Source organism: Chryseobacterium sp. StRB126, from assembly GCF_000829375.1.
Lineage (GTDB): Bacteria > Bacteroidota > Bacteroidia > Flavobacteriales > Weeksellaceae > Chryseobacterium.
Window position 1 is genome coordinate 2,394,331 of sequence record NZ_AP014624.1, and the last position, 14,891, is coordinate 2,409,221.

The following is a 14,891-nucleotide window of genomic DNA, read 5'->3' on the forward strand; positions in this document are numbered from 1 at the left end:
TTGTTTTCTAAAGGTAATAATGATGAATGTATTTGATAATATTTTAGACCTGATAGGAAGTACTCCTTTGGTAAAGCTTAACACCGTCACAAAAGAAATTCCTGCAACAGTATATGCAAAACTGGAATCTTTTAACCCTGGGCATTCTACCAAGGACAGAATAGCATTACATATTATAGAAGCTGCCGAGCGAAAAGGAATTTTAAAACCTGGCTCCACTATTGTAGAAACCACGTCAGGAAATACAGGGTTTTCCATTGCAATGGTCGGTATTATAAAAGGGTATCGGTGTATTTTAGCTGTAAGTGATAAGACAAAACCTGAGAAAATAGCTTATCTAAAGGCTTTGGGTGCTATTGTTTATATTTGCCCGGCTAGTGTTCTTGCGGATGATCCAAGATCGTATTATGAAGTGGCCAAAAGGGTCGCAGCGGAGACTCCGGATTCTATTTATATTAATCAATACTTTAACCAGCTCAATCCAGAAGCTCATTATTTAAGTACTGGTCCTGAAATATGGAGCCAGACCAAAGGGAAAATCACTCATCTTTTTGCCTGTTGTGGTACTGGAGGAACTTTGTCGGGCTCGGCAAAGTTTTTAAAAGAACAGAATCCGGATATCAAAGTAATTGGCGTAGATGCAGACGGTTCTATTTTAAAAACCTACCATGAGACCGGTGAAATCCATCCAGATGAAATCCATTCGTATCAGATTGAAGGATTGGGGAAGAATCTTATTCCGGGAGCTTTATTATTTGAACAGATTGATGAATTTGTCCGGGTTAATGATGAAAATGCGGCTCATACAACAAGGGAGATTGCTTTAAAAGAAGGAATTATGGGTGGCTATACCACAGGAGCTGTAATGCAGGCACTGAAGCAATATTCCGAAATGTATGAATTCTCCAAAAATGATAGAGTAGTCCTTATTTTTCCGGATCACGGATCGCGCTATATCACAAAGGTGTATAATGACGAATGGATGCAGTCTCAAGGGTTTATGGCGAATGATATTCAGAAAGATGATGAGATCTTCGTGACTGAGTTTGCAGAATAGAATATTTGAAAATACGTGTTTTGAAACCGATTAAACCATTGATATGTTCAGACACAGAGGAAAAAACCGTACCTACTTTCACAATCTTAAACTGGCATCAGCGCTCTCTTTTATTGCCGGAATTGTGAATATTGTCGGGGTTTTGTCAGTAAAAATCCTTACAACCAATATCACCGGGCACTTTGCTTTTTTTTCAGAAGAAATATTTCTTAACCATTATAATAATGCACTGGTTTATCTCATTTTTATCATTTGTTTTCTGGCCGGTACATTTTGTTCAAGTTTGATTGTTGAATTTTCCTCCCGTCATAGAGGGTTGAGGCCTCATCTTATTCCTTTATTGCTTGAGATTTTTATATTAGGATTTGTAGGGTTATCCGGAATCAAGCGATTGGAGATTTCAATATCAGACTATATGATTTCCGGGCTTTTGCTGTTTGCGATGGGAGTTCAGAATTCTCTGGTAACCAGAGTTTCTCAGTCTGTAGTAAGAACTACTCATCTGACCGGAATTTTTACCGATCTGGGCATAGAACTATCAAAACTGTTTTTTCAGGAAAGAGAAAATGAATACAGACAGCTTAAAAAGAATATTGCTCTGAAACTGGTTATTGTAGGATGTTTCTTTTCAGGATGTATCATAGGCGGGTTTCTGTACAGGATGATGGATCTTAGAACATTATTGCTGGCTGCGGGATTGCTTTTCGGAATCATCCGTTATGATAAACTTTTGTACAGATATTACGCCTTAAAACGAAGATTGAGATCATAAATCATCTTTCAGACCGAAAAAATAAACGGTTACTCCAAAGTATTGGAATAACCGTTTTATTGTAATAATAGAAAGCCTATTGAATCTGTGTAACCAGAGACCTTACAGTATGTGCAGAGAAATATCCCAAAGCTCCGTTACTGATATTACTGGGTGGATTTGCAGGAGTAACGCTGCCTCCATATCCTTCTGAGATTTTAAGAAGAGCACTGTAATAGGTAAATATATTAGTGTCGATAGACTGCATTTCAACATGAATAACATCACCAACTACCACTTCATGATCTCTACCTTTATTGTCATCATTAGGAAGTCCTAAAGTCCATTGATTGGGTAGTCCGTTGTTTAAGTTGTCAGAAAGAACATTGATGTACTTTTTGGGTAGACTATTGATGGTAAAGCTGAAAAGATAGCGGTTACCCAATTCTGCTGGATCTGTAAAAACAGGCAACAGCGTGTAACTTTTCTTATCTCCAAACATAAAAGAATCCTGTACAAGGCCTTCCAGTTCCACAGCTTGAGGCATGGTGCTTTGAGCTGTGTACTGTTTTCCTTCCGCCTGTACTTTGAGGGTATAGGTTCTTCCCGGTACTCCCAGGAATGTATTTGTTTTATATTCTCCGCTTCCTGTATACTCCAGAGTTTCTGTTTGTCCGGTGTTATCACTTAGAATAACCTGAGCACCCGTAACAGCCGGATATTGGTTAGGCTGAGAAAAACCAACAGATTTAGTGATTTTTACCGTATAAGATCCTGCGACATCAGTAACGTTTCCTTCAATGACAATGTTTCCACTTTGGTCAGCCAGTTCCAGGTCAATCTCTTTTTCACAAGAAATTAATGCAAAGGCAGATAATATGATAAAGAATGCTTTTTTCATGATTTAAAATTTGAAATTGTAAGTGATGTTAGGTACCCAACGGAATAGGGAAGTCTGCATAGCGCGGGTTGTTCCCGGATTGTTCGGATTGTCTTCAAAAGTAATGGTGTAGGCGTTTTCACGGCCATACAGATTGTAAATTCCGAACGTCCATGATCCACGGAAACGCTTATTCGATTCCGGTTCGTAGGTAGCACTAAGGTCCATTCTGTGATAAGCAGGCATTCTGTCAGCATTTCTGCTGCTGTATTGGAATATGGTCTGTCCGTTCAGCTCATATTTTCCAACAGGGAAGGTCACAGCATTTCCTGTACTATAAAGAAACAGTCCGGAAAGAGTCCATCTTGGATTAAGTTGATAAGTGGCTACTACAGAAATGTCATGAGTTTTGTCCATTCTGGCGTTATACCATTGGTTATCATTAATTCCATCAATCTTTCTTTCTGTTTTGGATAGGGTATAAGAGATCCAGCCTGTCAATTTTCCGCTTTTCTTTTTAGCGATAAGTTCCAGTCCGTAAGCCCTTCCTTTACCAAACAACAATTCACTTTCTACATCTGCTGCAGTACTGAAGCCAATCTGGGCTCCATTTTTAAAATCGATCTGATTCTGCATAGATTTATAATACACTTCAGCATTCAGTTCGTAATTGTTGTTATTGAAGTTTCTGCTGTAGCCCACACTGATCTGATCTGCAATTTCAGGTTTCACCGAATAGCTGCTTCCAATCCATTGGTCCGTAGGATTTCCGCTGCTGCTATTGCTCAGAAGGTGAAGGTTCTGAGTATTTCTGGAATAACCTCCCTTCACGCTGCTCACCTCATTAATACGATAATTTGCTGTAATACGCGGTTCAAGGTTGGTATATGTTTTCCCGAATTTTCCTTTTTCTAAATATTGACTTCCTGTAAGCACCCCATTTTCATAAGTGTTGAAAGTATCTCCACCCAATACACTGAATAGGGAAAGTCTTAGTCCATAATTAATGGTTAACTTTTCTGTTGCTTTAAAATCATCATTAATATACAGCGCATTTTCCCATGAATATCTTGAATTTCTCGGGAAAGAATTAACAATCGTTCCTGAAGCACTGCTGGGCGTCAGGGTATGATAAATAGACTGCAAACCAAAACGTACAGAATGTTTGTTTCCTGCAAACCAGGTAAAGTCCTGCTTAAGATTCCAGTCCTGTATCTTCGAGTTTAGATTGAACTCACTTTCATTATTTTTCAGGCCGATTTTATAATCATAATTGCTGTAGATAAAGGAAGTATTGGAAAATAATTTACTGTTGATAATACTGTTCCATCGTAATGTGGCTGTAGTATTTCCCCAATCAGTATTGAATGTATCACCCAGTCCTAATACATCTCTCCCGAAATATCCCGAAATATAAATACGGTTATTTTCATTAATCTGATAATTAGCCTTCAGGTTAAGATCATAAAAATATAACTTGTTGTCTTTATAATCTTTAGAAGACTTAAGGAATAAATCGGCATAGGTTCTTCTTCCAGATACAATAAATGAAGACTTTTCTTTCTGAAGGGGGCCTTCTACACTCAGCCTGCTGCTGATCAGCCCGATTCCTCCATTGATGTTATAGCCTTTGTTGTTTCCGTCCTTCATTTTCACATCCATTACAGAAGAAAGGCGGCCTCCGTATTGAGCGGGACTGTTTCCTTTGATAATGCTGGCATCCTTCAATGCATCACTGTTGAATGTACTGAAAAAACCAAGCAAATGCGAAGCATTATAAACCGGAGCCTCATCCAGTAAGATCAGGTTTTGATCTGTAGCACCACCTCTTACACTGAATCCGCTGCTTCCTTCACCGTTACTTTTAATACCCGGCAGAAGCTGTATGGTTTTCATAACGTCCTTTTCACCAAATAATACAGGAAGCTTCTCTATATTTTTGATGCTTAAGGTTTCAGTTCCCATCTGGGCGCTTGAAAGATTCTTATCCTTTTTTACTCCGGATACAACCACCTCATCTATCGCATTGGATTTTTGCTCTTCCTGGTTAAGGAAAAGATCCAGTTTCATATTTTGTTCAACATTGATTTGCTGCTCAAAATCCTTGTAACCCGGATAAGAAATAATGATGGTATGGTTTCCTTCCGGCAATGACAGGGAGTAAAATCCATATTCATTAGCTACAACGTTAATCGAAGGATTATCGCTTACTTTTACCGTTACACCAATCAGCAATTCGCCGTTTTTTTTATCCTTTACTGTTCCGCTTACGGAGTGGGCTTGCTGTTGGGCCATCACCAAAGTACTGAAACAGAGCGCAGCTGTGGCTGCGGTAATTTTGAAAAAAGATGTTTGCATTAGTTTTTTTTAAAGTAGTAGATCTCTTCTATATTAAGCTGAAGTTTATTGTTTCCTGATGATTAGTTGAATGAATGGGAAATTAGTTACATTCAAAATCTTGATATTATTCAAAAAATAACACTTCTCTTATTGTTAATCAATGTTTTCAGGAATTTGAATGTGAAAGATTATGAAGAAAGATTGTAAGGAATGTATTCATTTTAAGGTTGCTGTAGTTTTAATCAATCAAAAACGGATTATAATAGTGAAAAATATAAGTGTATAAAATTATTATTTTTATTCATTGATATTGTTTTTTAACCCTATAACGAGAAAAATTGTTTAATATTTTAATCTTGACTGGCTAGAATGATAGACCAGACGGAAAATATTTTTTCTTTTTTAAGATTCCTCAATCCAAATATTAGACTTATCTTGCCTGAGAAGAATGATTAGAAGAGTATGGAAAATCTTATAAAGTGGATGAAGAATAATCTTTCCACTATACTATTGACGGTTTTATTCATTGTCATATTGGTTAATCCGGATGCTAAAGCGTGGTTGATGAGACAGGTTGCTTCCACTGGAATTCTCAACTCCAGCATTTCCGAATCAACGGAGAAATCAGGAAGTATAGCCGCTTATACAGGTTTGATGCTGAAGAATGAAGACGGAACGCTCATTGATCCTTCTATTCTGAAAAATAAAGTTGTTTTTATCAACTTCTGGGCATCATGGTGTCCTCCCTGTCGGGCTGAGTTTCCATCAGTTGAAAAACTGTACAACAAATACAAAACTAACCCTGATATAGTATTCCTTACAGTAAATCTTGATGATAACCCTGCTCTGGGAAAAACCTATTTAAAGGAAAAAGGATTTAGTGTTCCTTTTATAACTCCTGCAGGAAATATTCCTGAAGCACTTTATAACGGCTCATTGCCAACTACTGTTGTACTGGATAAAAAAGGAGAAATCCGTCTTCATCATACTGGAGTGGCGGATTATAGTAAAGATTCTTTTTATCAGCAGATTGATTCATTACTGAAATAAACCACAATAGATAAAACACGTTGAGTAACCGGAAATATGAATTTGTATACCTTATTTTCCTTTCACCCGAAAGAAGAGTATTATTTCTCTGTGATTGATAAACAGGGAAGCATTTTTGATAAATTTCAGCTTCCTGAATGCCGGGAAATCCCAATCAGAAACAATACCATTCCTATTAAAGAAGAATTTACAGATCAGTATTCCTTGAATTTAAATGATTTTTTGGAGGAGTATGATATTTATACCTGCTATACAGGCGGTGTAGGGGACTTATTTTCTGAGAAGGCTGTTTCTGCTTTAAGAAAAGAGCTTTGGGATGAAGTTGAATTTATTCCCTGCATGCTAAAAGGTCAGCCGGTACCTATGTATGCAGCGCTATTCCTGAAAACAGCATCTATTGTAAAAGATTTTGAAGGCATGGGTTTTATATTTGAAGATCAACCCTTTCCGGATGCGAAGTATGCGGTTCAGGATGAAAACAAAGGAATTAAATTCGTTACTCAGGCTTTTGTAGATCTGATAGAAAAACATCATCTTAAAATTGAATGTAAACTGCGAACTTAAGATAAAACGTGCCCATGATTTCGTTTAAAATATTACCCATTGAAGAAATAGAACTTGAAGTTCTTAAGGAAAAAGGGAACTTACAGAATTTTCCCAAAACTGTTGATTTTCCCTTTCCTGAACGCTATAAAAAACTGGTTTCTCTGATAAAAACAACAGAGATTGCATCAGAAGCTATTTTATACAACGTGGTGGAAGCGGTGAATGAAAATAAAGAATTTGTGCTGCCGGATTATTGGTGTTTTGCAGGAAACGGACAGGGAGACCGTTGGTTTCTGGATAAAAACGGACATGTTTTCTTCTATGACCATGATTATGATGAAAAATTAGAACCCATGAACATCAGCTTGGAACAATGGCTGCAAATGGCATTTGTGATTCAGCAATTGGACCTGTATTTTGATGAGCATGATGATATTTCGGCACCTGTCAGACAAAAGTTCTATGAAGCGCTGGATGCCATTCATCCCGGCTTAAGTGAAGTTTATCCTTTTACTGTTTAATTTGAGCAGAAACAGAATCTTTACGATTGCAAAAGCTTATAAAATCTGCTATTTTTGAAGTCAAAAGAAAGTTTTTTACCCATGAATGTAGACCAACTGAAGGAAAAAGCACAACCTATGATCCGTAAAGCACAAGTATTTGTTTCGGCCCATGAGTCTGATGAAAAAACAGCTTATGCCAATGAAGATGAACCTGTTCGTTTTCTGGTGAAACATTTAGATCAATGGATGGGACTTATTGAAGATCAGGATAAATTCAGTTTTTCACCTATTAACCTAGAATCAATTGAGTTAAATAAATATACAGCGTTAAAAGAAAAAGATATAGAGATTTATCCACCATTTGAAACATTAATGCATTACGGAGATGAGGAAATTCAGCAGTGGATTGCTGAAAATGACGGGGATAAAGATGACCTCTTCAGCCTGCTGGCCTTTGCATCAGATGAATATACGGATATCTGGATGGCTTCTCATCCTATTTATTCTAATGATGAAATCTTTGCTTATCAGGGCGGCTGGGCAATGACCTGGCCGGAGGATGATGCCCCTGTGCAGTGGAATGAAGATCTGGAGTTTCTTTTTCAGATCGGATTACAGGATGAGCCGTTTGTAGAAGTATTTTATGATAAAAATAGCTCTTCTTATATCTGTATGGAACGTAATACCTAAAATCAAATTATTAAAAAACCAATGAATTTAACAGAATTAGAACAGAAATATAATATTCAGTATCCTGAGATTTACAGACGGTTAGCTGAAAATAATATGCTGGATTGGGGAGTATCCGGATCAAGTTGGTATCATGATACTTTTCCGAAGTTAAAAGAAAATCCACCCTTACTTTTATTTGGATATGATATTGAAATCTGGAATAACCAGGAGCTTGTTAAAACTTCTATTGATGAGATGTCCGATGAGGAAGATTACAGAAATATTCATCCGGATTATCAGTTTATTCCGTTTGCACAGAATGGAGCCGGAGATCTGTATGCCTTTCAGTTTGACTTGCGAAACAATGGGGAAGTGCCTATTACTTTCATACCTCATGATGATGAGAAAGCTGAGATATTGGCCGGAAATTTCCAGGATTTTATTTTCCGCCAGCTCCTGGAATCAATAACAGAAATAGATGAAGATTCAATGTTTTATGAAGAGGAAGAAGAAGATCTGAAGCAGAATTTATTCAATCAGTTGAAAACACATGAACCTTATCTCACCGCAAAGCAGGCAGAAATTCTGAATACCATTTATCAACGTGATATTTTTGAATATACCTATAAAGTTCCCAATGGAAATTCATTTGAAACAGAAGGGTTGGTAACATTTGATGAGGTAGAGGAAATCTTAAATCAACAGATTGCTTCTGAGCAATTGAACAAAAGGTTTAATTATACAGAATCTCCAAAATCATAAGAAAAGTATTTAGCCATAAAAAAGCCTGTAGTTTTGACCTGCAGGCTTTTCTCTTGAGTAATGATCGTGATATACAGCCGTCAGCCGCGATTTTCTTCATGAAAAAACAGTATTTTTATACTTTAAGAAATAATAGAATATGCCGGATAGGTTAAGAGCTCATATCGAAAAGATCCTTCCTCTTAGTGATGAAGAGTTTGATTTTATATCCTCTTGTTTTGCTTATAAAAAATACAAAAAACATCAGTTTTTAGTGCAGGAAGGAGAACTTGTACCGTACAATTACTTTGTGTTGAAAGGGCTTCTGAAATTAGTGTATGCCGATGAAGCAGGAAAGGAGCATATTATAGGATTTGCGATGGAAGATTGGTGGGAAACCGATTTTCCCGCTTATTATCAGAGACAAAAAGCAACCATGTCACTGGTGTGTCTTGAAGATACGGAAGTACTATGCCTAACCCTTGAGAATTACCGGAAAATCTGCAGTATTTATCCTAAAATGGAGCATTTCTTTTTGGAAAAAGCTTATATGGGGTTTATTTCGGCACAACAACGCATTATTTCTACCATGACCACCGGAATAAAAGAACGGTATGAGCAGCTGTTGGAAAAATATCCGTCTCTCGTACAGCGTGTTCCAAAAACATTGCTGGCTGCTTATCTGGGAGTTTCCAGAGAAACGCTGAGCCGTTTGCCATTGTAAATTGTGATCTCTGTCACCTGATAATCGTGATTGTGGTCACAGGGTTCTGCAACCCTTATTCTGCAATTTTGTAAGGTAATAACAAACAAAATTCAATAATGGAAAAAAGAACCATAAACCCATGGAAATGGCAGGAAGAACGCAGCTACTCACAGGCTGTGGAAGTGAAAAATGCAGAAGCTACTTTATATTGTTCGGGACAGGCAGCCATTGATCCGGATGGTACTTCCAGCAATAAGGATATGAAAAGCCAGCTGGAGCAGGCAATCGCCAATCTTGAAGAAGTAATTACAACCGCCGGGTATGATTGTAAAGGAATTGTAAGATTAAATATCTACACCACTTCAACTCAGGAGCTATGGCCTCATTTTCCCGTTCTTCAGGAGTGGATTGCAGTACATCATATTGAGCAGGCTGTTACCATGCTTGAGGTCAATGGCTTATTTGAAACACTGAAAGTAGAGTTGGAAGCCACCGTGGTGAAGTAATTTTCACAACAGATTTACAACTTAAGAGGTTGTCTCAAAAATCTGCCTAATCTGCTCAATCCGCGAGAAAAAATACACTTTTGTCATTTTGAATGTAGCAGCGCGAAATGAAGAATCTCAGCGGAGTAAGATTCCCGCAGATCTCACAGATGACGCAGATTTTTTTAACTTACATTTATCTGTCTAAATTTGTTCTGCCAGTGAGAAAAAACTGGCTTTTGTCATTCTGAATCTAGCAGCGCGAAATGAAGAATCTCAGCGGAGTGAAGGTTCCCGCAGATCTCACAGATGACGCAGATTTTTTTAACCTACATTTATCTGGCTAATCTGCGAGAAAAAAATAAACATAACCTCTGTCATTCTGAGAGCAGTGAAGAACCTCTAAAAATCAAATCATTAAGATTCTCCACTATATTGTATTTCATTCAGAAGTACAACCTCTTTTTTCTTACCTTTATATATCTAATTTTTAATCATATAGAGCGTATGAATATTCAATTTTTTTCAAAAAACGCGCTGGTAGGAGGTGCTACACAGGGGATAGGAGAAGGTATTGCTGCTGAACTGGCAAAATGTGGAGCCAATGTGACCATAATGGCCAGAAATGAAGAAAAACTAAAGGATTGTATGGCATCATTACCCATTGTCAATCGGGAGCAGAAACATGAGTACCTCGTAGCCGATTTTTCAGACTTTGAGAATTATAGAAAGATCATTACAGGATATTTTAACACCCATTCCATAGATATTCTGGTTAATAATACCAATGGTCCGGAACCAGGACTGGCAATTGATAAAAATGTTGAAGATTATCAAAAAGCTTTCGATCTTCTTTTTAAAACAGTCTGCGAAACCACTTTGCTGGCTTTACCCTATATGATTGGACAGAAAAACGGGCGTATCATCAATGTTTCTTCACTTTCCGTAAAAGAACCCATTGGGAATCTGGCGCTTTCCAATTCTATACGTTCTGCAGTAATGGCATGGGCGAAAACATTAGCCAATGAAGTTGCTCAGCATAATATTACTGTGAATAATGTTTTAACAGGATATTTTGATACAGCCCGTATTCAAAACCTGATTCATCATGATGCTCAAAAAGCAGGCCTATCTGAAGATGAAATCAAACAAGCGAGGGAAAATAAAATCCCGATGAAAAGATTCGGGAAACCCGAAGAATATGGTCATCTGGTCGCTTTTCTCGCTTCAGAATATGCTTCTTATCTTACCGGAGCCAATATTCCTTTGGATGGCGGACTAAATAATACGTATTAAATTATAGGAAGGGAAGCTGGAGGCTGGAAGTGATTGAAAAACAACTTGTAGATAAGCTATTGAAGTTTTCTAAAGATAAGCTCCATTAATATTCAGTCTAATAGTAACTTCCAGCCTCCCACTTCCAGCTTCCGGCCAATCTGTAATTTTGTTAAAAAAAAGTCATAGGTTGATGTAATATTCCTTTTCAGTCAGTTGTCATATTAATATTGGAAAATATTATATGAAAAACTGGTCTTTTAAAAGATGGAACACCGTACTGGGGTGGTTCTTTTTCACTATTGCTTTGATTACTTATTTCTCCACCATGGAGCACTACCTGAGTTTTTGGGATTGTGGAGAGTATATTTCTTCTGCGGCTAAACTTGAAGTAACCCACGCTCCCGGAGCTGCTTTATTTCAGATTGTAGGAGCGGTGGCCAGTATATTTGCATTGGGTAATAGTAGTAATTACTCTATTGTGATTAATGCCATGTCAGTACTTTTCAGTGCATTTACGATTTTATTTCTGTTTTGGACCATTACTCATTTTTTAAGAAGACTTTTAAATAAAGATTTTGAAGACATTACCAGACATCAGGAGTTTTCAATTTTATTTGCAGGAGCTATTGGAGCATTATGCTTTACATTTTCAGATACGTTCTGGTTTTCAGCAGTGGAAGGAGAGGTATATTCAATGGCTTCTTTATTTATTGCGATTTTAGTCTGGCTTATTACGAAATGGGAAAATGAATATAAAGCTGCAGATAATGAAAGATGGATTATCCTTATTTTCTTTATTATCGGGCTTTCGGTGGGAGTTCATATGATGTGTATGCTGGCCATTCCGGCCATATGTCTGGTGTATTATACCAGAAATTATACATTTACCTGGAAGAGCTTTATTCTTGCCAATCTGATAACACTTGGTGTATTGGCATTGGTCTTTAAAATTATTTTCCCATTGATTATGACGATGTTCGGGCAGCTGGAGATCTTCTTTGTGAATGGCTTAAGTCTTCCTTTTCACTCCGGAACCATTGTTGCTTTTATTGTAATGGGAACCATTTGTTACTTCATGATTAAATATGCCAGGAAGTTAAAAAAGAATATATATCAAACCATTGTTTTATCTGTTGTGTATATGGTCATAGGTTTTTCATGCTGGCTGGTGATTCCTATCCGGGCCAATGCCAATCCGCCAATGAACCTTAACAATCCTGATACAGCCATCGGGATGAAAGATTATTATAACAGGGTACAATATGGAGATTGGCCCACTACTTACGGACAAAACTATACTGCTGCTCTTGACAGAAAAGGACTGGAAAAGAATGATGACGGAAGCTATAAAAGAGAAATCACAGATGATATTTACGAAAAAGATGAAAAGAGCAAAACCTACAGGAAAACAGGAGAAAGGTTTAATTATGTCTACAATAAATCTCACATGAGCTTTATGCCCAGAATGTTCAGTGAAGATAAGGAGGTAATGGCCAATTATATATCAATGTACGGAGCTCCTGATTTTACATTCAATTATGATAATGCAGAGGTAGCTGATGATCCACAGGCTAAACGGGTTTTTGAGGAACTAAGGGCAAAATATGAAGATGATTCCATTACGGTTGAAGATTATATGAAAGTAAAACCTTATGATCTTATCAATGTTCAAAGGCCTTCGTTTGCGCAGAATATGGACTATTTCTTCTCCTTTCAGAATGGCTATTATTTTGTAAGATATCTGATGTGGAATTTTGTAGGAAGACAGAATGATTTACAAGGGCATTTAGAAAATACTCAAGGGAACTGGATTTCCGGCCTTTCTTTTATAGATAATGCTTTATGGGGAAATCAGGATAATATGCCGGCTAAATTTAAAAATGAAAGCACAGTAAAATTCTTTTTCCTACCATTAATATTGGGATTGATTGGTTTCTTTTTCCAGCTGAATAGGGATTTTGGACGATTTTATGCCCTTCTTTCCCTGTTTATTTTAACCAGTATCGGAATTGTTTTTTATACGGGTGTGAAACCTTTTGAACCAAGAGAAAGAGATTATGCTATGGTAGGTTCGTTTTATGCTTTTGCTATTTGGATCGGGTTGGGGGCAGGAAGTATTTTATGGTTTATTCAATCCAGAATAAAATCAAATGTTGCTAGTATTGTAACTGGGATAATTTTATTGGGAATTCCTTTCATGATGGGTTTCCAGAATTATGTCCCGCATGACCGTAGCAGGAAATCCGCTGCCTATGATTCAGCTTATTCTTTCCTGGCATCCCTACCTAAAAAAGGTATAGTTTTTACTTATGCCGATAATGATACATATCCGGTTTGGGGATTACAGGAAACAGAAAGGTTCCGGGATGATGTGAAAACAGTCAATTTTACATTGCTGGCTACGCCGTGGAATATCGATCAGGTAAAACGAAGAACTTACAATGCTATGGGAGTTCCGGGTGAATTAACTCATGAGGACTACAGAGATGGAGTAAATGACCAGGTGTATTTGATGAAAAAAGAAGACTGGGAAGGGTTGTTTGGCATGCTAAAGGATCAAGGTGCTCCTGATACTGAGTTTCAGGAATTCAGAAAATATTTGACTCAGGATTCAATGACGTTAAAAGAGGCCCTCAGATTTCTGAAATATAAATCCCCGGCAAAAGACGAGTTATTGAAAATGTATTTTGGGGAAAAAGAATATGAGAAATATAATATTATTCCGGTTCACAAATTCATTCTTCCTGTCAATAAAGAAAATGCTGTGAAGTCGGGGATTATTAATCAGGCCGATCTTCCAAATACTATAGATCAGGTGGCAATTAATTATGAAGCCAATACTCTTTATAAAAGTCATCTCATCATGATGGATATACTGGCCAATTTTGATTGGAAACGTCCGATCAGTTTCTCGTCCGGAGGAATGTATGACGGTGAAAATATTTTTTATCTTGATGATTATCTGCAGTTTGATGGTTTTAGTTACAGGCTGATTCCTATCCGTACTACTCAAAGTCCGGATGGGGATAAAGGCAGGGTAGATGCCCATTCACTTTATAATGTAGTGAAAAACTACAAGTGGGGCAATTTTAAAGACCTTAGTATCCACTACGATGATACTGGTATATCCGATATTATGAATTACAGGATGTCAGTGAGCAGAGCAGTTTCTGCACTAATCAAGAATGATGAAAAAGCAAAAGCTTTAGAACTACTCAACCTTGTCTCGAAGGAAATTCCTGCAGAAAAGTACAATGATCCCCGTTCATTAAGTTCAATTGTTACTGCTTATATTGTTACAGATGAGGAACAGAAAGGTCTTCAACTGGCTGAGAGTCTTAAAAAAGAAATTTTTTATGAATATGACTATTACCTGAGTCTTTCCCCTGAGTTCAGGGCAGCAGCCAAAAGACAGATGAGATCCAAACCTATGGAATATTCCCTTGTGGTTTCTGCGGTAACGGAAGCCTACAGAAGGTTGGGACAGAATGAAAAAGCACAAAATTATCTGTTGAAATCGGTAGAACCTATTGATAAGAAATTCAATGTTTTTATAAAAAATCTTCAACAGATGGATAAAGAAAAAGCGATGAAAGAATCGGAAAATGTTCAGAAAATCACTCCTTTTTATCAGTATTTATTCAATGTAATGGAACCTTTTGATTCTACCTATTCAAAGAAAAAAGAAGAGCAGATTACTGCAGCCATTATTAAAGCAACTCAATAATAAAAAGTATAACCATTAAGATCGGAGAAGGCTTTCAGAATTAAGGATTTTGTTTTTATAGTTTCGTTTTAAAATCTTAGATTTTACCTTGTACATCCTGAACCTTATCTGCTTAATGGTTTTTAATACTGCCTTTGAATTTAATATTTAAAGGC

13 protein-coding genes are annotated in these 14,891 nt (G+C 37.1%); 11 read left to right on the plus strand and 2 right to left on the minus strand.

From position 1 onward, the window contains the following. Positions 1–19: 19 nt before the first annotated feature. Together CHSO_RS10750 and CHSO_RS10755 are read left to right on the plus strand one after the other, a co-directional pair. Positions 20–1,057: a PLP-dependent cysteine synthase family protein gene (locus CHSO_RS10750; protein ID WP_045495776.1), complete on the plus strand. Its 1,038-nt coding sequence runs from the start codon at positions 20–22 to the stop codon at positions 1,055–1,057. Positions 1,058–1,100: 43 nt separating this feature from the next. Next, positions 1,101–1,829: a YoaK family protein gene (locus CHSO_RS10755; RefSeq protein ID WP_045495780.1), complete on the plus strand. Its 729-nt coding sequence runs from the start codon at positions 1,101–1,103 to the stop codon at positions 1,827–1,829. Positions 1,830–1,905: 76 nt separating this feature from the next. On the opposite strand, the gene CHSO_RS10760 is transcribed toward CHSO_RS10755, so the two are convergent. Together CHSO_RS10760 and CHSO_RS10765 are read right to left on the minus strand one after the other, a co-directional pair. Continuing rightward, complete coding sequence (locus tag CHSO_RS10760) at positions 1,906–2,709, minus strand: DUF4249 domain-containing protein (RefSeq protein ID WP_045495781.1); 804 nt, start codon at positions 2,707–2,709, stop codon at positions 1,906–1,908. A gap of 3 nt (positions 2,710–2,712) precedes the next feature. Continuing rightward, positions 2,713–5,046, minus strand: coding sequence for a TonB-dependent receptor (locus CHSO_RS10765; protein WP_045495782.1), 2,334 nt, complete (start codon positions 5,044–5,046; stop codon positions 2,713–2,715). Positions 5,047–5,490: 444 nt separating this feature from the next. Between CHSO_RS10765 and CHSO_RS10770 the strand changes: the two genes are divergently transcribed. The 9 genes from CHSO_RS10770 (at position 5,491) to CHSO_RS10810 (ending at position 14,736) form a co-directional block, all read left to right on the plus strand. Further along, entirely contained in the window at positions 5,491–6,078 is a 588-nt protein-coding gene (locus tag CHSO_RS10770) for a TlpA family protein disulfide reductase (RefSeq protein WP_045495783.1), read from the plus strand. A gap of 36 nt (positions 6,079–6,114) precedes the next feature. Further along, positions 6,115–6,642: a hypothetical protein gene (locus CHSO_RS10775; protein WP_045495784.1), complete on the plus strand. Its 528-nt coding sequence runs from the start codon at positions 6,115–6,117 to the stop codon at positions 6,640–6,642. Positions 6,643–6,656: 14 nt separating this feature from the next. Continuing rightward, positions 6,657–7,145, plus strand: a complete 489-nt coding sequence (locus CHSO_RS10780; RefSeq protein WP_052480561.1) for an SMI1/KNR4 family protein — start codon at positions 6,657–6,659, stop codon at positions 7,143–7,145. A gap of 54 nt (positions 7,146–7,199) precedes the next feature. Beyond that, on the plus strand, positions 7,200–7,817 hold the full coding sequence (locus tag CHSO_RS10785; RefSeq protein WP_232509181.1) for a hypothetical protein: 618 nt from the start codon (positions 7,200–7,202) through the stop codon (positions 7,815–7,817). A gap of 21 nt (positions 7,818–7,838) precedes the next feature. Further along, positions 7,839–8,561: an SMI1/KNR4 family protein gene (locus CHSO_RS10790; protein WP_045495786.1), complete on the plus strand. Its 723-nt coding sequence runs from the start codon at positions 7,839–7,841 to the stop codon at positions 8,559–8,561. A 139-nt stretch (positions 8,562–8,700) separates the two neighbouring features. Then, positions 8,701–9,264, plus strand: a complete 564-nt coding sequence (locus CHSO_RS10795) for a Crp/Fnr family transcriptional regulator (protein WP_045495788.1) — start codon at positions 8,701–8,703, stop codon at positions 9,262–9,264. Between the two features lie 98 nt (positions 9,265–9,362). Further along, entirely contained in the window at positions 9,363–9,752 is a 390-nt protein-coding gene (locus CHSO_RS10800; RefSeq protein ID WP_045495789.1) for a RidA family protein, read from the plus strand. 486 nt (positions 9,753–10,238) lie between these two features. Further along, on the plus strand, positions 10,239–11,027 hold the full coding sequence (locus CHSO_RS10805; RefSeq protein WP_045495791.1) for an SDR family oxidoreductase: 789 nt from the start codon (positions 10,239–10,241) through the stop codon (positions 11,025–11,027). 223 nt (positions 11,028–11,250) lie between these two features. Next, positions 11,251–14,736, plus strand: a complete 3,486-nt coding sequence (locus tag CHSO_RS10810) for a DUF2723 domain-containing protein (RefSeq protein ID WP_045495794.1) — start codon at positions 11,251–11,253, stop codon at positions 14,734–14,736. The last annotated feature ends 155 nt before the right edge of the window (positions 14,737–14,891 follow it).